Annotated in this window: 19 protein-coding genes; 10 read left to right on the plus strand and 9 right to left on the minus strand. The window is 69.0% G+C overall.

Annotated elements, in window-relative coordinates; genetic code table 11:
• Positions 1 to 4 precede the first annotated feature (4 nt).
• On the minus strand, positions 5 to 565 hold the full coding sequence (locus tag LZ017_RS16805; protein ID WP_241398050.1) for a YaeQ family protein: 561 nt from the start codon (positions 563 to 565) through the stop codon (positions 5 to 7).
• 165 nt (positions 566 to 730) lie between these two features.
• Here LZ017_RS16805 and LZ017_RS16810 point away from each other — a divergent pair, with 165 nt between their 5' ends.
• The 6 genes from LZ017_RS16810 (at position 731) to LZ017_RS16835 (ending at position 6,245) form a co-directional block, all read left to right on the plus strand.
• Positions 731 to 1,411: a hypothetical protein gene (locus LZ017_RS16810; RefSeq protein WP_241398051.1), complete on the plus strand. Its 681-nt coding sequence runs from the start codon at positions 731 to 733 to the stop codon at positions 1,409 to 1,411.
• 24 nt (positions 1,412 to 1,435) lie between these two features.
• Positions 1,436 to 3,484: a M3 family metallopeptidase gene (locus LZ017_RS16815; protein ID WP_241398052.1), complete on the plus strand. Its 2,049-nt coding sequence runs from the start codon at positions 1,436 to 1,438 to the stop codon at positions 3,482 to 3,484.
• A 93-nt stretch (positions 3,485 to 3,577) separates the two neighbouring features.
• Positions 3,578 to 4,645, plus strand: a complete 1,068-nt coding sequence (locus tag LZ017_RS16820) for a 6-phosphofructokinase (RefSeq protein WP_241398053.1) — start codon at positions 3,578 to 3,580, stop codon at positions 4,643 to 4,645.
• Between the two features lie 157 nt (positions 4,646 to 4,802).
• Positions 4,803 to 5,081, plus strand: coding sequence for a hypothetical protein (locus LZ017_RS16825; protein ID WP_241398054.1), 279 nt, complete (start codon positions 4,803 to 4,805; stop codon positions 5,079 to 5,081).
• A 61-nt stretch (positions 5,082 to 5,142) separates the two neighbouring features.
• Positions 5,143 to 5,913 carry an SDR family oxidoreductase gene (locus tag LZ017_RS16830; protein ID WP_241398055.1) on the plus strand — a complete coding sequence of 257 codons (771 nt, stop codon included), beginning with the start codon at positions 5,143 to 5,145 and terminating at the stop codon, positions 5,911 to 5,913.
• Positions 5,914 to 5,948: 35 nt separating this feature from the next.
• Positions 5,949 to 6,245: a hypothetical protein gene (locus tag LZ017_RS16835; protein ID WP_241398056.1), complete on the plus strand. Its 297-nt coding sequence runs from the start codon at positions 5,949 to 5,951 to the stop codon at positions 6,243 to 6,245.
• A gap of 27 nt (positions 6,246 to 6,272) precedes the next feature.
• Here the strand turns inward: LZ017_RS16835 and LZ017_RS22290 are convergent, their stop codons facing one another.
• The 6 genes from LZ017_RS22290 to LZ017_RS16860 all read right to left on the minus strand — a co-directional run bounded on the left by LZ017_RS22290 (position 6,273) and on the right by LZ017_RS16860 (position 13,243).
• Positions 6,273 to 8,321 (minus strand): peptidase domain-containing ABC transporter, encoded by a 2,049-nt coding sequence (locus LZ017_RS22290; protein WP_241398057.1) that lies wholly within the window; start codon positions 8,319 to 8,321, stop codon positions 6,273 to 6,275.
• A gap of 140 nt (positions 8,322 to 8,461) precedes the next feature.
• Positions 8,462 to 8,722: a DUF6404 family protein gene (locus LZ017_RS22340; RefSeq protein WP_374109936.1), complete on the minus strand. Its 261-nt coding sequence runs from the start codon at positions 8,720 to 8,722 to the stop codon at positions 8,462 to 8,464.
• A gap of 474 nt (positions 8,723 to 9,196) precedes the next feature.
• Positions 9,197 to 10,492 carry an HlyD family secretion protein gene (locus LZ017_RS16845; protein ID WP_241398058.1) on the minus strand — a complete coding sequence of 432 codons (1,296 nt, stop codon included), beginning with the start codon at positions 10,490 to 10,492 and terminating at the stop codon, positions 9,197 to 9,199.
• 178 nt (positions 10,493 to 10,670) lie between these two features.
• Positions 10,671 to 11,576 carry a ribosome small subunit-dependent GTPase A gene (gene rsgA / locus LZ017_RS16850; RefSeq protein ID WP_241398059.1) on the minus strand — a complete coding sequence of 302 codons (906 nt, stop codon included), beginning with the start codon at positions 11,574 to 11,576 and terminating at the stop codon, positions 10,671 to 10,673.
• 28 nt (positions 11,577 to 11,604) lie between these two features.
• Positions 11,605 to 11,934 carry a 4a-hydroxytetrahydrobiopterin dehydratase gene (locus tag LZ017_RS16855; protein WP_241398060.1) on the minus strand — a complete coding sequence of 110 codons (330 nt, stop codon included), beginning with the start codon at positions 11,932 to 11,934 and terminating at the stop codon, positions 11,605 to 11,607.
• A 19-nt stretch (positions 11,935 to 11,953) separates the two neighbouring features.
• Positions 11,954 to 13,243 carry a M48 family metallopeptidase gene (locus LZ017_RS16860; protein WP_241398061.1) on the minus strand — a complete coding sequence of 430 codons (1,290 nt, stop codon included), beginning with the start codon at positions 13,241 to 13,243 and terminating at the stop codon, positions 11,954 to 11,956.
• Positions 13,244 to 13,359: 116 nt separating this feature from the next.
• On the opposite strand from LZ017_RS16860, the gene orn reads away from it, so the two are divergent.
• The 3 genes from orn (at position 13,360) to LZ017_RS16875 (ending at position 18,532) form a co-directional block, all read left to right on the plus strand.
• Positions 13,360 to 13,944 (plus strand): oligoribonuclease, encoded by a 585-nt coding sequence (gene orn / locus LZ017_RS16865; RefSeq protein WP_241398062.1) that lies wholly within the window; start codon positions 13,360 to 13,362, stop codon positions 13,942 to 13,944.
• Between the two features lie 14 nt (positions 13,945 to 13,958).
• A complete protein-coding gene (locus tag LZ017_RS16870) occupies positions 13,959 to 15,926 on the plus strand; it encodes a chorismate-binding protein (RefSeq protein WP_241398063.1) in 1,968 nt (655 codons plus the stop codon).
• 65 nt (positions 15,927 to 15,991) lie between these two features.
• Positions 15,992 to 18,532, plus strand: coding sequence for a hypothetical protein (locus tag LZ017_RS16875; RefSeq protein WP_241398064.1), 2,541 nt, complete (start codon positions 15,992 to 15,994; stop codon positions 18,530 to 18,532).
• Between the two features lie 12 nt (positions 18,533 to 18,544).
• On the opposite strand, the gene LZ017_RS16880 is transcribed toward LZ017_RS16875, so the two are convergent.
• On the minus strand, positions 18,545 to 19,933 hold the full coding sequence (locus LZ017_RS16880; RefSeq protein ID WP_241398065.1) for an FAD-binding oxidoreductase: 1,389 nt from the start codon (positions 19,931 to 19,933) through the stop codon (positions 18,545 to 18,547).
• A 607-nt stretch (positions 19,934 to 20,540) separates the two neighbouring features.
• Here LZ017_RS16880 and LZ017_RS16885 point away from each other — a divergent pair.
• Positions 20,541 to 22,451: a DEAD/DEAH box helicase gene (locus LZ017_RS16885; protein ID WP_241398066.1), complete on the plus strand. Its 1,911-nt coding sequence runs from the start codon at positions 20,541 to 20,543 to the stop codon at positions 22,449 to 22,451.
• 39 nt (positions 22,452 to 22,490) lie between these two features.
• Here the strand turns inward: LZ017_RS16885 and LZ017_RS16890 are convergent, their stop codons facing one another.
• Positions 22,491 to 23,627, minus strand: a complete 1,137-nt coding sequence (locus LZ017_RS16890) for a CaiB/BaiF CoA-transferase family protein (RefSeq protein ID WP_241398067.1) — start codon at positions 23,625 to 23,627, stop codon at positions 22,491 to 22,493.
• Between the last annotated feature and the right edge of the window lie 91 nt (positions 23,628 to 23,718).

A 23,718-nucleotide genomic window follows, 5' to 3' on the forward strand; every position in this document is an offset into this window, starting at 1 on the left:
GGTCTTACTCCTCGCGTTCTTTCAGCAGCACCGGATGGATCTCCACCGAGCCCTTGGCGGCGTTGAGGTAGACGCTGCCGTCCTGGATGCTGATCTGCAGCTGCATGCTGCGCTCGGCCAGCTGCGCCAGCGCCTGCGACTGGTCCGCCGGGATCTGCACCACCGCCAGCCGTGGCGTGCGCTGCAGCTTGTTCTGCAGCGCGCTCCACCAGACCGGGGTGCTGCTGGCATAGGAGATCACGGTGAGCCGTTCGGCACGGCCGTGCGCCTGGCGGATGCGGCGTTCATCGGGCTGGCCCAGGTCGATCCAGTGCACGATGTCGCCGGTCAGGTCGATCTGCCAGAGGTCGGGCTCGTCGACGTCGGACAGGCCCTTGCTGAACTCCAGCCGGCCGCGCAGATCGTCGGCGGGCAGGTGCATCGCAAAGGCGAGCACGCGCTGCATCATGCGCTCCTCGGTCTCCGACGGGTGCAGCGCGATCGTCAGGTTGTGGTCGCCGTAGACGTGGCGGTCCATGTCGGCGATCTGTAACTGGGCTTTATAAATGGTGGCTTTCAGCGCCATGGGCTCGTCCGCGGGCAAAAGAGCATTATCCGGCCGTGGCATCATCCCGCCCTGGCTCGTCCGAACGGCGGGCTTCCCCATGGTCATGAACCGATGAGCCGCAGCGCCGACCCGGTGCCGCGGTGCCAGAGCACCGGTGACGGTGCAGAGGTCAAGAAAATGAAGATGCGCACCACGATCGTCGCGATCGCCAGCCTGATTGCCTGCGGCCTCGTCCAGGCCCAGATCGCCACCAACCCCAACGCCAAGGTCGACCCCAAGAACAACAAGGTCAGCCGCCCGGTGGTGGAGAAGCCCAAGCAGAAGCTGCTGACCCGCGACGAACTGCGCGCCTGCATGGTCGGCCGCGCCGACAACGAGGCCGAAGGCAAGAAGATCAAGGAAGAAGAAGCCCAGGTGACCGCCCAGCGCACCGCCGTGCTGGCCGAGAAGGAAGAGCTGACCAAGCGCGGCAACGAGATCGCGGCCAGCCTGAACCAGCTCAAAAGCGAGCGCGACGCGCTGATCAAGTCTGGCGAGGACGCCAAGGCCAATGCCGCCAAGATGACCAAGGACGAGCTGAAGGCCGCGCAGGAGGCCTACCAGGCCAAGGCGGTCGAGTTGGACAAGCGCATCGAGGCGCACAACAAGACCAAGGACACCTACATCTCCGACAGCCAGGGCTTCGATGCCAAGGTCGAGGCCTACAACAAGCGCAAGGACGAACTCGCGACCCGCGTCGACAAGTACCTGGAGACGGTGGACGAGTGGCGCACCAGCTGCCAGAACAAGGCCTACGACGAACTCGACGAGAAGGCGATCAAGAAAGAGCTGGACGCCAAGGCCGCCGCGGGCCAGGCCAAGTAAGTCGGGCGCGCCCCAGGAGTCGCGATGACGTCTGCCAATCCGCTGCTGCGGGCCTGGACCGGCCCGCACGGCCTGCCCCCGTTCGACGCGATTTCCGCGGCCGACTTTCCCGCTGCCTTCGAGCAGGCGCTGGCCGAGCACCGCGCCGAACTGGCCGCGATCGCCGGCGCCGCGCAGCCGCCCGATTTCGAGAACACCGTCGCGGCCTTCGACCGCAGCGGCCGGCGTCTGACGGCGCTGCAGCATCTGTTCTACACGCTTTGCGCCTCGGCGAGCTCGCCGGAACTGCAGAGCGTGCAGCGGCAGATGGCGGCGCCGCTGGCGGCGCACGACAACGCGGTCTACATGGACGAGGTGCTGTTCGCGCGGCTGGAGCAGCTGCACGAGCGGCGCGCGCAGCTGGGGCTGGACGGCCAACAGCTGCGGCTGCTCGAGCGCATCCATCTGGACTTCGTTCGCGCCGGCGCGCGGCTGCAGGGCGAGGCGCGCCAGCGCTATGCGCGCATCATGGAGCGTCTGGCCGAGCTGAACACCCAGTTCGCGCAGAACGTGTTGGCCGACGAGAGCGGCTACCAGCTGGTGCTGCGCTCCGACGAGGAACTGGCCGGGCTGCCCGGCTTCGTGCGCGCGGCGGCGCGCCAGGCGGCGCTGGACCGCGGCCTGGGCGACGGCCTGCATGTGGTCACGCTGTCGCGCTCGCTGATCGTGCCCTTCCTGAGCTTCAGCGAGCGTCGCGACCTGCGCCAGCAGGCCTACGAGGCCTGGGTGAGCCGCGGCGAACATGCCGGCGCCAGCGACAACCGCGGGCTGGTGCGCGAGATCCTCACGCTGCGCCGCGAGCAGGCGGCGCTGCATGGCCACGACTGCTATGCGGACTACGCGCTGGCCGACACCATGGCCGGCCGCCAGTCCGCCGTCCGCGCGCTGCTGGACCAGGTCTGGGGCCCGGCCAAGGCGGCCGCCAGCCGCGAGCGCTCGATGCTGGAAGAGGTCAAGGCGGCGCTGGGGCAGGGCGGAGTCGAGCTGCAGGCCTGGGACTGGCGCTACTACGCCGAGAAAGTCCGTCAGCAGCGCTTCGCGCTGGACGAGGCCGAGATCAAGCCCTATTTCCCGCTGGACCGCATGGTGCAGGCGCTGTTCGACTGCGCCGGCCGGCTCTTCGGCCTGCGCTTCGAGCACCGGCCGGAGATCCGCGCCTATCACCCCGACGTGCAGGCCTACGAGGTGCTGGACGGCCACGGCCGGCTGCGCGGCCTGTTCCTGCAGGACAACTTCGCGCGGCCGAACAAGCGCAGCGGCGCCTGGATGAACGCGCTGCGCTGGCAGTCGCGCAACGGGGCGGAGGCGCTGCCCATCATCCTGAACAACAACAACTTCGCCAAGGGCGCGCCCGGCGAGCCGACGCTGCTGTCCTTCGACGACACCCGCACGCTGTTCCATGAATTCGGCCATGGGCTGCACGGCCTGCTGTCGGACGTGGACTATGAGCGCCTGTCCGGTACCCAGGTGCTGCGCGATTTCGTCGAGCTGCCCTCGCAGCTGTTCGAGCACTGGATGGCCGAGCCCGAGGTGCTCAAGCGCCATGCCCGCCACCACCTGAGCGGCGAGCCGATTTCCGACGCGCTGCTGGCCAAGCTCAAGGCGGCCGAGACCTTCAACCAGGGCTACGAAACGGTGCGCTACTGCGCCTCGGCGCTGGTGGACCTGGCCATCCATGCGCAGACCTCGGCGCAGGCGCCCGATCCGGTGGCCTTCGAGGCCCAGACCCTGGCCGAGGCCGGGCTGCCGCCCGCGGTGGGCATGAATCACCGGCTGGTGCATTTCCAGCACCTGTTCTCGGGCAGCAGCTATGCCGCGGGCTACTATGTCTACCTGTGGGCCGAAGTGCTGGACTGCGATGCCTACGAAGCCTTCGTCGAAGCGGGCGATCCCTTCGACGCGGCGACCGCCGCTTCGCTGCTGCGCCACGTGCTCGCGGTGGGAAACAGCCGCGAGCCGGGACAGACTTACCGCGCGTTTCGTGGCCGCGATGCGCGTGTGGAGCCCATGCTCAAGGGCCGGGGGTTGCTCTGAACCGGCGCCCGGGCGGTGATCGGCGCTGCCCCGGGACGCGGCCTGGGCGAACGGGTTGACGCGGTGTCGGCGACACCGCAAGGAGAGGCGAACATGCATGTGGGGGTGCTGACCGGCGGTGGCGATTGCCCGGGCATCAATGCCGTGATCCGCGCGGTGACGCTGGCGCTGCTGCAGTCCGGCGCGGTGTCGCGAGTGACCGGCATCGAACGTGGCTTCCTGGGACTGCTGGAAGACGGCTACCGACCGCTGGACGTGGCGACGGTGCGCGACATCCTGGACGAGGGTGGCAGTGTGCTGGGCACCCACAACCGCGCCGACCCCTTTGCCTACTTCGCGGCCGGCGGCGCCGATTGCTCGGGCCGCGCGCTGGACACGGTGGGCCGGCTGGGCCTGGATGCGCTGGTGGCCATCGGCGGCGACGGCACCATGACCATCGCCGAGCGCTTCTCGCGCCTGGGCCTGCCCGTGGTGGGCGTGCCCAAGACCATCGACAACGACATCGCCGGCAACGAACGCAGCTTCGGCTTCGATTCGGCGGTGGCGGTGGTGGCCGACTCGCTGAACCGGCTGGAGACCACGGCGCGCAGCCACGGCCGCGTGATGCTGCTGGAAACCATGGGCCGCGAGGCCGGCTGGATCGCGCTGGAAGGCGGGCTGGCCGGCGGCGCCGATGCCATCCTCATTCCCGAGCGTGCCTACCACCTGGACGACCTCGCGGCCTTCTGCCAGCGCCGCGTCGCCGAGCAGGGCTATGCGCTGGTCTGCCTGTCGGAGGGCATACGCGACCAGCACAGCGCGCTGGATGTCAACCGCTACCTGGGCACGGCGCCCAGCGGCGCGCGCCTGGGCGGTGTGGGGCAGGTGCTGATGCAGGACCTCCAGGGCCGCTTCGGCGCGGCCCTGGAGGTGCGCTACACCCTGTTGGGCCATTTGCAACGCGGCGGGGCGCCCACCGCCTACGACCGCGTGCTCTCGACGCGCTTCGGCGTGGAGGCGGCGCGCATGGTGCTGCGCCGCGAATTCGGCCGCATGGTGGCGCTGCAGGCGGATGTCTGCACCAGCCTGGCGCTGGTCGACGTCGCCGGGCGCAGCCGCAGCGTGCCGCTGCAGCACGAGCTGGTGCTGGCCGCTCAGGACCTCGGCCTGTACATCGGCTGAGATCTAACGGTTAACCCGGATTCCATCCCCCGTTCATCGCGGCTAGGCGCGATTCGTCGCGGCGATGCGCGGCTTGGTCGCAGCGGGCTTGGGCGGTGTGCCGGGCTTGGGCACAGTTCACCCATGCCGCTGACATCTGCGGCTCAAGGAGACCGGGATGAACACCATTGCCTGCTATGACCGCCGCGCTGGCCTGACGCGCTCCATCGCCGCGATCGCCGTGATCACCGGCATGGCCGCCGGCCTGGTGCTGGGCCTGGGCGTGCGCGCCCAGCCTTCGCCGGTCGCGGTGCAGAAGCTGCCCACCGTTGTGATGAACGGCAAGAGCGTCAAGAGCGCCGATGCGGCGGATGCCGAGGTCCAGATCGAACGCCTGCCCACCGTGGTCGTGTCGGGCAAGCGCAGCGTCGACGGCGAACAGCTGGCCCAGCGTTGAGCGAAGTCTCTGCAAGACCTGGCCCCGGCGCCATCGTCGCGGGTCTGCCTATGATGAGGGCATGAGCACTTACCAGCCCCCATCCGCAGGCGAAATCCGCGTCGCCGCGATCACCGGCGCGGGGTCCGGCATCGGCCGCGCGGCCGCCCAGGCGCTGCTGGCGCGTGGCTGGCGCCTGGCGCTGCTGGGCCGCCGGGCCGAGGCCCTGGAAGAAACCGCGGCGCCGGCGCCGGAGCGCTGCCTGCTGCTGCCCACCGACGTGGCCGACGAGACCCAGGTCCGCGACGCCTTCGCCCGCCTGCGCGAGCGCTTCGGCCGGCTGGACCTGCTGTTCAACAACGCCGGCATGGGGGCTCCGGCCTGCGACATCGACCAGCTGTCCGTGGCCCAATGGCGCCGCGTCGTCGACGTCAACCTCACGGGCAGCTTCCTCTGCGCGCGCGAGGCCTTCGCGCTGATGAAGGCGCAGCGGCCGCGCGGCGGGCGCATCGTCAACAACGGCTCGATCTCCGCGCATGCGCCGCGTCCCGGCTCGGTGGCCTACACCAGCACCAAGCATGCGATCACCGGGCTGACGAAGACGCTGGCGCTGGACGGCCGCGCCCATGACATCGCCTGTGGCCAACTGGACATCGGCAATGCCGAGACGCCGCTGACCGCCGGCTTCGCCGCCGGCATGCCGCAGGCCAATGGCCAGATCGCTGCCGAACCGGTGATGGACGTCGAACATGCGGCCCTGGCCTTGGTCTACATGGCCGAGCTGCCGCTGTCGGCCAACGTGCCTTTCATGACCGTGATGGCCACCAAGATGCCCTATATTGGGCGCGGATGAGCGGTGCCCCCTCGGGAAGCCGTGTGAAGAAAGGAATGAACTTGTTTGCAGCCCTCCTGTCCCTGGTCGCCCGCGTCGTGCTGGCGGTGGCCTCCCTGCTGCTGTTCCTGGCGCTGCTGGTGGTGGGGCTGAGCGTGGTCCTGGCCGTGGTGATCTGGAGCCTGCTGCGAGGCCGCCGGCCCCAGCTGCACACCGCCACGTTCCGCCGTGCCGGCGACTTCGGCGCCCGCGCCTTCGGCACGCGCCGCGCGCCGCAGGGCGAGGTGGTGGACATCGAGGCGCGCGAGGTGGGCGACGAGCATGCGGCGTCGGCCAAGCCGCGGCTGGAATGACGAGCGCAGCCTAGGCGGCAGACTTTCTTATTGCGGGCACAGGGCCACCTGGCGCGCCAAGTCCTGCACCTGCCCGTCCTTGAGCAGCACCACGCGCTGAGCGCCAGCAATCGTTTCAGGGCGGTGGGCGATGACGATGCGTGTGAGTGACATGCGCGCCAACTGGGCCGTGACCGCCCGTTCATAGCCCAGGTCCAAGTGGCTGGTGGCTTCGTCCAGGGCCAGCACGCGCGGCTGCTTGTACAAAGCGCGTGCCAGCAGGAGCCGTTGTTTCTGCCCGCCACTGAGTCCTGCGCCCAGGTCACCGACCAGTGTCTGGTAGCCCATGGGCATGCGGGCAATGTCCTCATGCAACTGGGCCAACTGGGCACAGGTTTGCACGCGCTGCAAGTCTGCTTCGGCGTCGAAAAAGGCAATGTTGTCGGCCAACGAGCCGCTCAGCAGCACGTCGTCCTGCATCACCGTGCCGATCTGGGCGCGGAAGTTCTGCAGGCCAATCTGTTTCAGAGGTTGGCCACCATAGAGCACCTCGCCTTCCACGGGCTGAAGCAACCCCAGCGCGATTTTCAGCAGCGTGGTCTTGCCGGCGCCGCTTGCACCGGTGATGGCGACGTTCTCGCTGACGCCGACGCGGAAGTTGGCATTCCTGAGAATCCAGGGCTCGCCTTCGCCATAGCGAAAGCTGACGTCTCGCAGTTCGATTTCAGGGTTCAGGTGAGACAGATCGTGCGCTGGCGCACTGTCCTTCTCGGGCGCCTCCAGCGCGATGTCGGCCAAGCGCTCGGCATGCAGCGAGAGCATCTTGAACTCGGCGACGAAGTCGATCAGCTTGGCCACCCGGCCCGTGAATTGTGCCTTGTAGGAGAGAAAGGCGAAGAGCATGCCGATGGTGAACAACTCGCCACCATTGGATACCTTCATCACCAGCCCGGCGCCGAGGTACAGCGTGACCAGGTTCTCCAGCCCGAAGATGAAGGTATTGCCCGTGCTGAACAGCATGCTCAGCTTGGCGGTGCGGACGTCTCGGTTCTGCACGTCCACCAGCAGGTTCTGCCAGCGCGAGCGCCGCTCTTCTTCGCGGCTGAAGAGTTTCAGGGGCTGGATGGCACGCAGGGTTTCCAGAAAATGGGTCTGTTCCTTGGCCGCCAGCACCAGACGCTCCGCCGATGCATTGCGAAGTGGCGCCCAGGCGGCCCAGCGCAACAGTCCGTAGGCGCCCACCGCAACGGTCACCACGACGCTCAGCTGTAGCGAATACAAGCCCATCATCACCCATGCGGCCACCGCCATGATCCCGTCCAGCACGGCTTCAACGGCTGAGGTGGTGAGCGTGCGCTGAATCTCACGCACCGCGCCAAAGCGCGACACCACATCGCCCAGATGACGCTGCTCGAAGTACGCCGTGGGCAAACGCACCAGGTGCGCAAAGACATTGCCCAGCCATTGCAAGGACAAGCTTTGCCCCAGCAGCATCACCATCCAGCTGCGAGCCAGGCCCAGCGTTGTCTGAATCAACAGCAGCAATCCGAAACCCAGCACCAGGACCTGCAACAGCTCTCGATCCTGGCTGACGATGGCATCGTCCACCACCCATTGGTTCAACAAGGGCGCGGCTAGTGCAAACAACTCCAGGGCCAAGGCCACGGCGCCTATGGTCAGCAGCGAAGGGCCCAGCCCCGCCACCTTGCCTGTCAGTTGGCCCAGACTGACTCTAGGGGCAGTTTTCTCTGGCTTGAAATCCGCATTGGGGGCCAGTTCCAGCGCCACCCCCGTGAAATGCCGGGACACCTCGGCCATGGAGAGCTTGCGCTGCCCCACCGCAGGATCCAGCACCGTGATCGCCCGCTGCCCGTGGACCTGCTTGAGCACCACGAAATGGTTCATGTCCCAGTGCAGGATGCAGGGGCGCTTCAGCTTACCCAAGTCGGGCGGTTCAAGACGTAAGGGCCTGCCGGCAAAGCCCAGCGCCGAGGCGTAAGCCATCAGCTGCTTGAGATTCGCTCCTTTACCACTCTGCGGAAAACGGCGACGCAAATCCGCGAGTTGCCAGTGCTGCCCGTGAAAGGCGGCCACCATGGTCAAACAGGCAAGACTGCACTCGGCGGTTTGAGATTGAAGAACGGGGCGCACTAGCTGATTATAAATATATAATTTATCTTATTAATAATTTTTCGCACCGTATTTTATTCCACTTCATTGGAGTGATTTATTAAAATTTATAATTCATCCCACTTTGATAGCCTGGCTTTGGCTGTTGTTATTTTATAGTAAATATAGCAAGATGATCCAAATATAAATGTAAATACCATAAGGAGAAATGCACCTATGTCGAATCTAAATTCATGACCAACGAAAGTAAGATACAATCCGACTGCTGTCAGTCCGAATGGGATTCCCATTAATAGAAACAACGGTAGTCCTTGCATGTAGTGGGGAGGTCTTATCTTTACTCCTTTGTTCCATAGGAATTTAAACAAGGGGGGGAATAATTGCGTGGTGCGATGCCACTTTTTTCAAGCTCCTGTATGGCTCGAGATATCTTTCTCTCAAATTCGTTCATATCGATAAGTTGGCTTTGGTTGAATAAATCGCCCCATGGAGGGGCGAATGGGAGGTTATTCAATCATTATTCGTCTGCCGGATCCGCGTGAAGGGTCCCCGCTTCCGCTTGCATTTGCATAGCCGGACATCATGTTGGCGCCGACGGCCGCAATTGCCAGAACTCCCCCAATAGCTCCCCATGCTGGTGCGGTACATACGGCAATACTGGCTGCGCCTATAGAGAGGACTGCGCCAGCGAAGCTCCAGCCATCAACTGCTCCTCCATATATTTGTTCCGATTCGCTTTCCGTCAATTCAACGATCATTGTGGTCTCCAAGATTCGTCGGAATGCGCCGACACGCCTCCTTCCTTCGTTGGTTTCAACATCAATTGCTGATGTGACGCCAACTCAGGTTGGAATCTGCCACCGTCGCCGAGCCGCCAACAAGGGCTCCATCACCCACTCCCATATGGCTCGGCGATCCTGGAGGACATCGGCGTCCAGGGTCATCCCGGCCTTGAGGGGTTGAGGACGGCCAAAGGCTTGCAGGCCTTGGGCTTGCAGTGCCACGGTGATTCGATAGAGGGGCTCTTGCGCCTGGGCGGCAGTGAGCAGGGTTTGGGCCATGCCGCCAGGCAGGTCCTGGGGCATGACGGGTGTGCGCCCGACTTCCCGCACCTGCCCAGACAGCATCCCAAACTTCTGGTAGGGGTAGGCCTGCAGGCGCAACCAAACAGCCTGCCCAGGTTCCACAAATCCGGCAGCCCGGCTGGGCGCATACAGCTCGGCCTGCAATGCCTGGGTTTCGCTCTTGTCTGTGGCTCCAGGCTGGAGATGGAGCACGGTCTGCCCGGCTTGCAGGCTTTGTCCGGGGTGGACGGGGATGGCACCCACCATGCCCGACGCGGGAGCTTGAAGCACCAGGGTGCTGCGGGCCGCCAGTTCGTGGCTCTCTTGAGTGAGGCTTTGCCCCGCACGTTCCAACTGCGCATCTTCGGCCGTCGATTGAAGACGGTTGTTGCGGATGTCCGCCAGCACGCCCTGGGCTTCGCGCCGCAAGGCCTCCAAGTTGCGTTGGGTGCTGCGTTCGCGCTGCTGGAGATCCAGCAGCTCTTCCTGCCGGGTTTGTGCCTGGGCGGCAGAGAGGAAGCCTTGTTGAGCGAGGCCTTGGTCGCGTCGCAAGCTGGCTTCGGCCAATTGGACCCGACGCTGGGCAGCACTCAATTCGCCTTCGGCCTGAACCACATCCAGTTGCAGGCTGCGCAAACGGTCGCGCAGGGCCAGTTCTCGCTGTTGGAACTGGGCGGCCTGACTGCGGCGTTCGCTTTGCAACGCGGCCTGGCGTGCCTGGATGCTCTGAGCGACCAGCTGGGCCGTATCGCCCTGGTCACTGCGGGTGCTCAAGAGCAGCACGGCCAGCAACTGTCCCGCCTCAACCCGGTCGCCTTCGCGGACCTTGATGTCCACGATGCGGGCCGGCTGCTGGGCGCTCACAGCAAGCAACCCGTCGCTGGGCAGGATCAGCCCGGAGATGCGGGCTTTGCGGGTGTATTCACCCCAGGTGGCGAAGCTGAGCAGCCCCAGTGCCAACAGCACGGCGATCACCGCCACCAGCTTGAGGCTCCAGGGCTGGGCCAACCGGATGGCGCCCAGCCATTGCGCGCTTTGTGCTTCTACGGCTTCGCGCCTGAACAGCGTTGCCATGGTGCTCCCCCCGCATTGCTCCGCCATCTCGGTCCAGGACCGTGTGGTTAAGGTTTTGAGCCACGGTAGCAGCGGGTGGGCTGGGAGAACAGTCTTGAGCTGTCGCTGTATCGAGCGATAGCTGGCTGCAGGTCAGGAGGCGGTCAATCGCTTCTTAGCGGGGCGGAGTTGTTGGGCCTCACCACCGCGGCGGGCTGCTCAGCTCCTGCCAGAGTTCGTCGTAGATGCGGTAGCGCGACGGGCTGATCTGCCCGGCCTGCAGGGCCTGCTGCACCGCGCAGCCGGGTTCGTGGCGGTGGCTGCAGTTGTGGAAGCGGCACTGGCCCAGGAAGGGCTTGAAGTCCGCCATCCAGCCGGCCAGTTCGGGCGCCGGGATCTGGCGCAGGCCGAATTCCTGGAAGCCGGGTGAGTCGATCAGCGCGCTGTGGCGCTGCGCGTCCAGCCAGTACCACTGCGTCGTCGTCGTCGTGTGGCGGCCGGAGTTCAGCGCCTGCGAGATTTCGCCCACCTGGGCCTGGGCATCGGGCACCAGCAGGTTGATCAGGGTGCTCTTGCCCGTGCCGCTGGGCCCCAGCACCAGGGTGGCGTGCCCCTGTAGCAGCGGCGCCAGCACGGTGCGGGCCTGTTCGGCCTCGCCCTTGAGGCTCAGCTCCAGCACGTCCTGCCCCATGGCCTTGTAGGGCGCCAGCCGTTCGCGCGCTGTGTCGGCGCCGGGCAGGTCGGTCTTGTTCAGGATGATGTGGGTGGCGATGCCGGCGCTGGCGGCAGCGATCAGCGCACGCGTCAGCTGCGACTCCGAGAACTGGGGCTCCACCGCGACCAGGATCAGCAGCCGGTCCAGGTTGGCGGCGAAGCTCTTGGTCTTCCATTCGTCCTGGCGGAACAGCAGGTTGCGGCGCGGCTCCAGCGCCTCGATCACACCTTCGTGATCGCTGCTGCGCACCCAGCGCACGCGGTCGCCGACCACGCAATCGCTTTTCTTGCCGCGCGTCAGGCAGTGCAGGCGCTCGCCCTGTTCGTCTTCAACGAGGTAGTGGCGGCCATGGCCACGCACCACCAGTCCGGTTTGCTGGGCCTTGCTCACCGTGCCGCCCCTGGGTTGCCGCGGCGCATCAGGGGTGGGCCTCGGGCAGGGCGCTGACCTGGGCGGCGCAGATGAAGTCGTTGGCGCTCAGACCCTGCACCGAGTGGGTGCTGTAGGCGACGGTGGCGGCATTGAAGCTCAGGATCAGATCGGGGTGGTGGTCCTGCGCGTGGGCGATCTCGGCCACCGCGTTGGCGAAGGCCATGACCTGGTAGAAGTTGTCGAACGCGAAGCGGCGGCCAATCTGCTTGCGGCTGGGGTCCGGCGTCCAGCCGGGCAGCTGGGCGAGCCAGTCATCGAGCTGGTCGTCGGGCAGGGCCGCGGTCTGCGGCGTGCATTGGGCGAGAAGAAGGTTCATGCGTGGGTGTCCTTGGCCATCAGGGCCGCGCGGCGATCGCGGCGAGGCGCTCGCTGGCCGGCGGGTGGGAGTAGTAGAAGCGGGCGTACACCGGGTCCGGGGTCAGCGTGCCGGCATTGTCCTCGTGCAGCTTTAATAGCGCCGCCGACAGGTCGGGGCCGCTGGCCTGCTGGCAGGCATAGGCGTCGGCCTCGAACTCATGGCGGCGCGACCAGTGCGCCATCAGAGGCGTCAGGAAGAAGCCCAAGGGCGGGGTGGCCAGCATGAACAGCAGCAGCGCCAGCGCGTCGTTGGGCGCCCCCAGGTTGGGGCGCACGCCAAGACCAAGGTAGAAGGCCGCCTGCGTGGACAGCCAGCCCAGCAGCGCGAAGCCGGCCAGGCTCAGCGCGAACATCAGCACCATGCGCTGCAGCACGTGGCGGCGCTTGAAGTGGCCCAACTCATGGGCCAGCACCGCCTCCACCTCGGCCGGGTTGAGCCGGGCCAGCAGGGTGTCGAAGAACACCACGCGCTTGGCGGCCCCCAGTCCGGTGAAATAGGCATTGCCATGCGCCGAGCGACGGCTGCCGTCCATCACGAAGAGCCCGCGCGCGGCAAAGCCGCAGCGCGCCATCAGGCCCTCGACGCGTGTCTTCAGTGCCGCATCGGCCAGCGGCTCGAACTTGTTGAACAGCGGCGCGATCAGCGTCGGGTAGAGCACCAGCATCAGCAGGTTGAAGCCCATCCACGCGCCCCAGGCCCACAGCCACCAGGTCTTGCCGGCCGAGGCCATCAGCCACAGGATCAGCGCGGCGATGGGCAGGCCCAGCAGCGCGCCGACGAGCAGGCCCTTGAGCGCATCGGCGACGAAGAGCTTCAGGGTGCTGCGATTGAAGCCGAAGCGCTGCTCCAGGCGGAAGGTGTCGTACAGGCTCCACGGCAGGTCCAGCAGCCCGGACAGCAGCGTGAATGCGGCCAGCAGCCCCAGCTGGTAGGCCATCGCGCCATGCGGCAGCAGCGCGGCCAGGGCCCACTGGTTGACCAGGTCCAGCCCGCCCAGCAGGGTCCAGCCCATCAGCAAGGCGGTGTCCCAGGCCAGGTGCAGCAGCCCGAAGCGGCTGCGCGCCACGGTGTAGTCGGCGGCCTTTTGGTGCGCCGCCAGAGGCACGGTGGCGGCAAAGGGGGCGGGCACGGCGCCGCGGTGTTGCAGCACATGGCGCACCTGGCGGGTGGCCAGCCACAGCTTGGCGGCAAAGGACAGCAGCACCGCCGCCACGAAGGCCAGCGACACCGGCAGCGGCGATAGGTTCAAGAATTCGGCAACTTCCATGGAGCGCAAGTGTAGGTCGGCGACAATCGCGCCCGAGTACAGAGCGCTCCCGGCGCCGCTCCGCCGTGCGGAGCCGCGAGCCCCGGGGCGGCCCTGTGTTTCACTAAGGACTTCCCATGACCGTCGAGACCGCCTCCGCCGCCACGCCCACGCTGGCCTGCCACGAACAGAACCTGATCTGGATAGACCTGGAAATGACCGGGCTGTTCCCGGACAAGGACCGCATCATCGAGATCGCCGTCGTGGTCACCGATCCGCTGCTGCAGACGCGCGTCGAGGGGCCGGTGTTCGCGGTGCACCAGAGCGACGCGACGCTGGATGGCATGGACGCCTGGAACAAGGGCACGCATGGCAAGAGCGGCCTGATCGACCGCGTCAAGGCGTCCACCGTCACCGAGGCTGAAGCCGAGGCGCGTGTGATCGAGTTCCTGAAAGCCTATGTGCCGGCCGGCAAGTCGCCCATGTGCGGCAACTCCATCTGCCAGGACCGCCGCTTCCTCGCCAACTACATGCCCAAGCTGGAAGACTTCTTCCACTACCGCAACCTGGACGTCTCCACGCTGAAGGAGCTGGCCCGGCGCTGGAAGCCGGCGGCGATGGAGGGCTTCAAGAAGGCGCAGAAGCACACCGCGCTGGCCGACATTCACGAGTCCATCGACGAGCTGATCCACTACCGCGAGCACTTCCTCAACCTCGGCTGAGCTGATCGAGGGCCATGCCCGCCGCCGTGCAATCCGACCGCGGCCCGGATCGCATCCAGGCCGCTTTCGACTTCCCGCGCCATCCGCTGGCGCGGGAGGACGGTGAGCGGCTGCGTGGCTGCTTCCGCAGCGCGCCGGCCGAGCAACTGGTCGCGTACACGCCCGACGAGCTGCGTGACGTGCTGCGCCGCGCCCATGCGCGGGCCGTCGGCGGCGCCTGGGTGCTGGGTGGGCTGCGTTACGAGGCCGCGCCGGCGCTGGATCCGGTGCTGGCCACGCAGGCGCCGCAGCCGGGGCGGGCGCTGGCGCGCTTCCAGGTCTGGCATGGGGCGCCCGAGCCCTGGCCCGAGGTGGCCGAGGCGCAGACGCTGGACCTGCAGCCCTGGGTCGACAGCCAGACGGCGGCCGACGAGGCCGCGCAGATCGAGCGCATCCGCGACTACATCCGCGCCGGCGACTGCTACCAGATCAACCTGACCACGCGGCTGAGGGCCCAGGCGGGCGCGCGCTTTTCGCTGCAGTCGCTGTTCTTCGCGCTGCATGCCGCGCAGCCGGGCGGTTTCGCGCTGATGATGCGCGAGCCCGGCGGGCCGCAGGATGCGGGCGGGGCACTGACCGAGGCCGGTGTCGCCAGCGTATCGCCCGAACTGTTTTTCGACTGGCGGCCCGCGCCCGATGCGGTCGCGGGCAGCGCGGCCCTGGGGCCTCTTTGGCAACTGGCGGCCCAGCCGATGAAGGGCACGGCGCCGCGCGGCGCCGATGCCGCCAGCGACGAGGCCGCGCAGGCGCATCTGCGCACCAGCGCCAAGGAGCGCGCCGAGAACCTGATGATCGTGGACCTGCTGCGCAACGATCTCGCGCGCCTGGCCGTGACCGGCACGGTGCGGGTGCCGCGGCTCTTCGAGCTGCACGCGCTGTCCACGGTCTGGCAGATGACCTCCACCATCACCGCGCTGAGCCGTCCGGGCCTGCAGCTGGACGAGGTGATGGCGGCGTTGTTTCCTTGCGGCTCGGTCACCGGCGCGCCCAAGCGCCGCGCGATGCAGCTGATCGCCGCGCTGGAGCCCGCCGCGCGCGGCTGGTACTGCGGCGCGCTGGGGCTGATGCAGCCGGGCGGGGCCGTCACCTTTAACGTGCCGATACGGACGGTCGAATGCGGGGCGGCCGAGCAGGGCGGGGCGCCGTTGGTCTGCGGCATCGGCAGCGGCATCACGCTGGATTCGCAGCCGACGGCCGAGCTGGAAGAATGGCATGCCAAGACGCGCTTCCTGCTTCGCGCCCAGGCGCCGGTGCAGGCGTTGGAAACCCTGCGCCTGCAGGACGGCGTCTTCGCCCGCGAGGCCCGCCATCGGGCGCGCATGCGGCGTTGCGCGGCGCATTTCGGCCTGGCCTGGTGCGAGGACGCGTGGCGCGCGACGCTGGCCGATGTCGCCGCGGCCCATCCGCGAGGCCTGTGGCGAGTGCGCCTGACCCTGGCGCGCGATGGATTGCTGCAGCGCGAGGTCCAGCCCTTGCAGGACTGGGCCGCGCCGGTGGCGTTGGCGCTGGCGGCGCGGCCGCTGGACACCCAGGGCCCGGGCGCCGAATTCCTGGGCCACAAGACCACGCGGCGCGAGCTCTACCAGCAGATGCTGGCGGACAAGCCCGCGGAGGCTGTCGATCTGCTGCTGTTCAACCGCGACGGTGAATTGACCGAGGGCTGCATCAGCAATCTCGCGCTGGAGCTGGACGGCCAATGGCTGACCCCGCGCCAGCAGGCTGGGCTGCTGCCCGGCGTGATGCGCGAACAACTGCTGGCCGAGGGCCGGGTGCGCGAAGCGCGCCTGACCCTGGCCGATCTGCCGCGAGCCACGGGGCTCGCGATCTTCAACAGCGTGCGCGGCTGGTGCGCGGCCCGGCTGCTGCCGGGCCACGGGCCGGACGCGCCGACGCCACAGGACCCTTCGCGCGACCGGACGCCAGCCGGCCCGCCATCTTTTTGAAGGACCGCGGCCATCCGCGTTGCGCGGAGCCGGACCGGTCTGCTCTGTTTGCCATTCCACTTCCGATGAACACTCCTTCCCCCAAGCGCCGTCCCGCCGCGCGCAAGAGCGCGACCACGAGCGGTGCCGCCAATCAGGCCGAGCCCCAGGCAGACCTCCAGGCGGCTGCGCCGACCGACAGCAAGGCCGGTACCCGGGCCCGCGCGAAGCCCCGCGCCAAGGCGCCGGCGCCGGCCGTGGTGGCCCAAGCCCCGGCGCCTGCGGCCGTCAAGTCCAGCAAGACCACCCAGGCCGCTGCCGCGGCCAAGCCCGCGCGCAAGCGCGCGGCCGCGCCGGTCGCCGAGGCGCCGTCCGCCCGTCCGACCGTGGAAGAAGTGCCCGCCAAGCCGCCACGCCGCGCACGCACGACCCAGGCCGCCGCGCCGGCCGACGCCGTCGAGACGCCGGTGGCCGTGGTCGCTGCCCAGACACCGGCTGCGCCCGAGGAGGCGCCGGCTCGGGCGCGTCGCCGCAAGCCCAAGTCGGAAGCGTCCAAGCCGGCCGTGGCCGACACCGAGCCAACCGCGGACGCCGTGAGCGAAACCGTGACGCCGGAGGCCGCGGCCCCCGTGGTGCCCGCCAGCGAAGCCGCGGTTGCCGCTGCCGACGCGACGCCCGCAAAAGCGCGGCGTGGCCGATCGCGCCGCGCTGCGGCCGCGGTGGACGAGACCGCGCCGGGCGCTGAAACCACCGTCCAGGCGCCGGCCTCCGTCGAACCCCCGGAACCCGCCGAGCCCCCCCGCTATGTGCTGGGGCCGCGCGAGGACGAGGGCGTGTTCGGCGACTACGAGCTGCGTGACCAGCTGACCGGCGCCACGCTGCAGCTGCGCCTGCTGGGCGAATCGTCCTGGCGCTGCGACTGCGAGGAGTGGCGCCGTGGTGGCGAATGCGCGCACGGCCCGGCGCTGCAGGCCCTGCTGAGCGACGAAGCGCGCCAGACCCTGCGGGCCGGCTGGCCCGCGGCCGAGGCCGAGCTGTGGCTGCGCCCCGGTGCCGAGCACCGCCTGCGGTGGGTGGCCGGCCAGGGCTGGCCCCTGTCGGATGGGCTGCCCGGCGAGGCCGCGCAAGGCGTCTCGGCCGAACAGGCCCTGGGCTGGGTGCAAGCCCAGCTGTCGCAGGCGCGCGAACTGGGCCTGGTGCTGCGCGTGGACCCGGGCGCCTGGGCCCAGCTGGCGCTGGTGCGCGATCAGCAGGCCCGTGTGCAGCGGCTGGAGCAGTGGATGACCCAGCCCGCCGATCCCACGCAGGGGCATGGCGAGCCGCCCGCGCCGCTGGCCCTGCTGAAGGACGAACTGCCTGTCTACCAGTGGGAAGCCGCGCTGTTCGCGCTCAGCGCCGGCCGTGCCTTGCTGGCCGACGACCTGGGCCTGGGGCAGCGCGGCGCCGCGCTGCTGGCAATGCGCCTGTGGGCCGTGCTGTTCGGTGTCGAGACGGCCTGCGTGGTGGCGCCGCGTGAGCGCCATGCCGCCTGGCTGCGCGACGCGGACCGCTGGCTGGGCGAGGTGCCCAAATCGCTGCGTCTGGTGGAGCCCGGCGCGACGGCGCTGGGCGAGCCGGGGCTGCTCATCGTCGATGCGCTGCAGGCCCTGCCGGACGACGTGCTGGTGCAACTGCGTGCCCAGCCCTGCGAGGCCCTGCTGCTGTTGGCCGACCAGGAACCGCTGGGCGACGCGCGTCTGTCTGCCTGGGTGGATTGGCTGGATCCTGCCCGCCGCGGCCCCTGGGCGCGCCTGCAGGCCCTGGGTGAGGAGGGGGGCGAGCCGCCCAGCAAGAAGTCTCAGCGCGAGGCGCTGCAGACGGTGCTGCTGTCGCGCCGCCGGCGCGAACTCGCCGAGCAGCTGCCGCCGCAACTGGGCCAGCCGCTGTGGCTGGAGCCGGCCGGGCAGGCCGCTCCGGCGACGCCGTTGCGCCAACTGCGCGGCCTGGCGCAGCGCTGGCGCAGCCTGCGCTATCTGAACAGCATGGAACAGCAGCAACTTCTGGAGGCGCTGGCCCTGCTGCAGCCGGCGTCGCGCCAGGTGCTGGCGGCCAAGGCCGAGGCGCTGCTGGCGCTGCGCGCGGACTGGCTGCAGGGCGTCCAGCCGGTGGCGCCGCGCCTGCTGGTCTGCGCGCGTTCGGAGACCCTGCTGGACAGCCTGTCGCAATCGCCGCAGATCCGCCGCCTGGGCGTGCAGCGCCTGCACGCCGCGGCGACGCCCGAGCAGCGTGACGCGCAGCTGCAGGCCTGGCGCCAGGCGCCGGCCGGCCTGCTGCTGGCCAGCGACGCGGCGCTGCGAGCCCTGCCGTCGCAGGCCCTGGTGGAGGCTCGCGCGGCACTGGTCCATGCGGACCTGCCGTGGAGCGCCGAGCTGGCCCTGCGGCGTGCCCAAACGGCCGCCGGTCCTGCGCCCCAGGGGCTGGCGGTGGCCTGGCTGCTGGTGCGCGCATCGCTGGACGAAGCCCTGCATGCGGCGCAGCGCGCCGGGCAGGTCTTCCCCGCCTGGCTGGATGCGATGCCGGCCTGGCTGGACGAGGCCCAGCTCGCCGAACTGATGGCGCGGTTGGAGCCGGTGCTGGATGCACTGTGAACCCGACCGGCCTCAGGCCGGTCGCAGCCCCTGTGGCGGGCTGAACAGCAGGTCCGGATCGTGCCGGGTCTTGAGTCGGCGCAGCCGCTCCAGATTGGCGCCGTAGTAAGCGGCGGGGCCGTCGGCGATCAGCAGGTCCGGATAGTTCTGGTAGGCCCGTCCGCTGCTCCAGGCCGACATGCGCTGGCGCATGCCGTGCGCCCATTGCGCGCCTTCGTCCAGCGTGTCGGCGGCGCTGCCCACCGCGTACTCCACCAGGTATTGCGCGCTGAACAGCGCTTGCCGGTGCACAAAGGCGCTGTCCTGCGGCGCGACGCGGGCGATGGCGCCGCCCATCAGATTGAGCACGGCGACGCCGGCACGGCCGCTGGCGGCGCGCTCGCCCAGCGCCTGGCCCAGGCTGCGGATGCCGGCCTCGTCCAGCGGGCGGTCGAAGAAGTCGGAGCTGGCGGCCATCGCGGTGCGCGGCAGCGCGCCGCCGCTGGCCTGCGTGGGCAGGCGGCATTGGGCCAGGCTGAGGCGCTCGCAAGGGCCCAGCAAGGTCTGGCGGAAGCTGCTCGCCCTGACCCGCTGGGCCAGCGGGGCGCGGCCCACCTGGTCCAGCAGCCCGGTCCAGTGCGGCTGCAGCGACGCCTCGTCCGCCACGGCCGCGCCCCAGAGGCGCAGCGCCACGCCGCCACGTCCATCCGCACCCAGCACCAGCTGCGACCAGATCCAGTCCGGCATGCGCTGAGGCCAGGCCTGCCAGGCGGCCAGCACCGCGGGCAGGTCCGCGCCCGCGAAGAGCGCTTCGAACTCCGTCATCGGCCCCAGTGCATGGGTCTGCATGCGCAGCTCGGTGACGATGCCGAACTGGCCCGCGCCGCCGCCCCGCAATCCCCACAGCAGCTCGGGTTCCTGCTGCGCGTCGCAGCTCAGAATCTGGCCATCGGCGCGCACCAGGCGGGCGCCCACCAGGGCGTCACAGCTCAGTCCATGGAGCCGGTCGGTGACGCCAAAGCCGCCGCCCAGCGTGATACCCGCGATCCCCACGCTGAGGCAGCTGCCGGATGGAAGGCAACGGCCCTGCGCGATCAGCTGCGCATAGACATCGCTGAGTTTGGCGCCAGCGCCTATCACCGCGACCTCGCCGTCCAGCCGCAGCGTGTCCAGCGGCCCGAGGTCGATCACCAGTCCGTCACCGGTGGAGGCGCCCACATAGCTGTGGCCGCCGCTGCGCGGAATGGGCCGCAGGCGATGGATGCGGGCGAAATCCAGCGCCAGCGCCACATCGGCTTCGCCCCCGCAGCGCAGCACGGCCAGCGGCCGTTGCGCGTCGTAGCGGGCATTGGCGGCGCGGCGGAAATTGTCGTAGTCGTCATCGCCGGGCCGCAGCAGCCGGCCCTGGATGCGGCTCGTCAACGGCGACCAATCCACCCCGCTTGGATCGGGCGGCGGTGCGGGCGGCGGCGCCGACGGGGCCGGCGCACCGCCGCCGCAGGCGCTCAGCCATCCGGTTGCCGCGAGCGCGGCACCGTGGGTCAGAAAGGCCCGGCGGTCCATGATCCTCCCTCTCTGGCCTGCGATGGCCTGTTCTGCTATTGATACCAGTCTAGATCCGCCTTGATACCAAAACAAATCCGGTCAAATTGCTAGGTAAAAACCCGGGAGCCTGCTATGATCGCGGTCTACACCGTCCAAGAGATGGTGTTTCGTACGTCTCCTCTGACCTATTGCAATCCGTGGCGGCACCCCTGAGGTGCCTTCGGCAGATCGGGCCTTGAGCCTCTTCGCGCCACGCGCTGCAAGCCCTCGGGTTCGGTCGGCGGCGATGCCGTCGCTTTGACTGTTCCCCGGCGCCGCACCAGGCCCAGCGCACTTCATTGGCGCTTCATCGATGCCCTGGTGTACGACGCGAGCTTTCTGCCAGCGACATCACTGAGTCCCTGCCTGGACGCAACCAGGGCAGGGGACTGCCCTTGCTGCCTTTTTCATGCCGCAGCCGGGCAGGGCTTTGTTTGGAATGACCATGAGTTTTGATCACGAGATCCCCGCCGACGCCGCCCCGCAAGAGGCTTCCGAGACGCCCGACACCGCTGTGGACCCGCGCACGCCGGCCTTTGCCACGCTGGGCCTGCACGAGTCGCTGCTGCGCGCCGTGAAGGACGCCGGCTATGAGCAGGCCACCGAGGTGCAGGGGCGCGCGATTCCGCCCGCGCTGGAAGGTGCCGACCTGATGGTGTCCTCGCGCACCGGGTCGGGCAAGACCGCGTCCTTCATCCTGCCAGCGCTGCAGCAGGTGCTGCTGGCGCGCGGCGACGGCAAGCGCCGCGATGGCGGCAAGGGCCGTGTCCAGGGGCCGCGCGTGCTGGTGCTGGCGCCGACGCGCGAGCTGGCCATGCAGGTGGCCAAGTCGGCCCAGACCTATGGCCGCCACATCCAGGGTCTGCGCGTCGCCACCGTGTTGGGCGGCATGCCCTATGCGCAGCAGATCCGCATGCTGTCGGGTCCGCTGGACATCCTGATCGCAACCCCCGGCCGTCTGATGGACCACATCACCAGCGGCAAGTGCACGCTGGCCAACGTCAGCATGTTCGTGCTGGACGAGGCCGACCGCATGCTGGACATGGGCTTCATCGAGGACATTGAGTTCGTCGCCCAGCATCTGCCCGAGCAGCGTCAGACCCTGATGTACAGCGCCACCTTCGCCGGCAACACCGGCCGCCTGGCGGCGCAGCTGATGAAGGAGCCGCAGCGCATCGACGTCAGCGGCCATACCGAGACCCACGAGAACATCGAGCAGCGCCTGCACTGGGCCGACAACGGCATGCACAAGCGCAAGCTGCTGGAGCACATCCTGGCGGCGCGCGAGCTGGACCAGGCCGTGGTGTTCACCAGCACCCAGCAGGACGCCGAATGGCTGGCCGGCCAACTGGCCGAGATCGGCCACCGTGTCGCGCCGCTGCACGGCGGCATGCCGCAGGGCAAGCGCAACCGCACGCTGATGGCGCTGCGCCGCCGCGACCTGCGCGTGCTGGTGGCCACCGACGTGGCCGCGCGCGGCATCGACGTGCCCACGATCTCGCACGTGGTGAACTTCGGCCTGCCGATGAAGGCCGAGGATTACGTGCACCGCATCGGCCGCACCGGCCGTGCCGGCCGCTCCGGCCTGGCGATCACGCTGGCGGAGCGCCAGGATCTGATGATGATCAAGCGCATCCAGCAGTTCACCACCCAGCCCATTCCGGTGGCGCGCATCGACGGCCTGGAGCCGCGCATGGAAGAGCCGCGCATCTTCCCGCCGCGGCCCGCCGGTGATCGTGGTGGCCGTGGCGGCCGCTTCGGTGATCGCGCGAGTGGTTTCGGGCAGGAGGGTGGCTGGCGTGGTCCGCGTCCGGACGCGCGGGGCGACCGTCGCCATGATCCGCGCTTCGATGGCCCGCGCGAGGAGCGCCGCTTCGACGCCCCGCGTGGCGAAGGCCGCGGCCGTCCGCAGGGCGAGGGCCGCTTCGAGCCCCGCCAGGAGCAGCAGCGCTTCGACGCCCGTCCCGAAGGCCGCTTCAACAAGCCGCGCTTCGAAGGCCGCGAGGGCGGTCCGCGCGGTTTTGGCGAGCGCGCCCCGGAGCGTGGATTCCAGCGCGACCAGGGCGCTCCGCGCGGCCATTTCGGCGATCGTCCGCGTTTCGAGCGTGCCGAGCGTCCCCAGTTCGAGCGCGGCGGCGACCGTCCGCAGTTCGATCGTGGTGAGCGTGGCGGTTTTGCTGGCAAGCCGGCCTTCGGCGGCGAGCGCCGCAACTCCTTCGACCAGCGTCCGGAAGGTCGCTCCTTCGCGCCGCGAGGCGAGGGCAACCGTGGTGGCCAGGACTTCGAGCGCCGCGGCCCGGGCAAGTCGCGTCCCGGTTTCGGCGACGCGCCGCGCAAGGGCGGCTTCAAGCGCTGAGCCCGTACCGGGAGCCGGGCACCCGGCTCCCCTGTCTGATCAGCGCAGCAGACCGGCGCTGCCGAGGATCTCCGCCTGTTGATCCTCGGGCAGGCCCAGCGATTCGATCAGCGCCCGCGTGTCCTGCCCCGCTTGCGGGGCCGGCGCCGCATTCCCGGGCGGATGGGCCGAAAAGCGCGGCGCTGGCCGTGGATAGCGTCCCTGGTCGGTCTCCATGAAATTGCCGCGGGCCCGCTGATGCGGGTGGTTCGCGGCCTCCTCCAGATCCAGGACCGGGGCGATGCAGGCCTCGCTACCCTCCAGCAGCGCGCACCATTCATCGCGCGTTTTCTCGCGCAGCCGCGCCGCAACGCGCGCGCGCAGCGCGGGCCAGTTCGCGCTGTCCATCTGGCGCTCCACCGGTTCATCGTCCAGCCCCAGGCGGCGCAGCAGTTCCTCATAGAAGGGCGGCTCGATGGCCCCCAGGCTCAGATGGCGGCCGTCCGCGCAGGCGAAGCTGTCGTAGAACGGCGACTGGTGCAGGAAGAAATTGCGGCGCGGGTCGTCGCTCCACAGCCGCTGCGCGCGCAGCGCATGCACCAGGCTACCCAGATAGCCCACCCCATCCACCATGGCCGCGTCGATCACCTGGCCGCGGCCGCTGCCGCGCGCTTCCAGCAGCGCGGCGAGCACTCCGACAACGGCGCTCATTGCGCCTCCGGCCATGTCGCCCAGCAGCGTGGCGGGTAGCGCGGGGGGCTGTCCGGCCCGGGCCGCGGTCGTCGCCAGTCCGGTGAGCGCCACGTAATTGATGTCGTGGCCGGCCGCCTGGGCCAGCGGCCCGTCCTGCCCCCAGCCGGTGACGCGGGCGTAGACCAGCGAGGGCTTGGCCTCCAGCAGGGGCTGGGGGCCCAGCCCCAGGCGTTCCATCACGCCGGGACGGAAGCCTTCGATCAGCGCGTCGGCGCCCAGCGCCAGCCGGCGCGCGGCCTCGCGGCCGGCCGCCGATTTGAGGTCCAGCAGCACCGAGCGCTTGCCCCTGTTCATCACGCGGCCACCACCCAGGCGTGTATCGCCCGGGCGTTCGACCACGATCACCTCGGCGCCCAGATCCGCCAGCACCAGGCCCGCGAAGGGGCAGGGGCCGATGCCGGCGAACTCGATCACGCGCGTCCCTTGCAGCGGGCCTGGGTTCATCCGCACTCTCCTTGGGGTGTTGCTGCCGCGCGCACACAATAGCGCAGGCGGCGCCCGTGACGGGTCGCCGGCACGACACAGGAGGTTGCTG

It is taken from the genome of Pelomonas sp. CA6 (assembly GCF_022549225.1).
In the GTDB taxonomy this organism is placed as follows: Bacteria; Pseudomonadota; Gammaproteobacteria; order Burkholderiales; family Burkholderiaceae_C; genus Roseateles.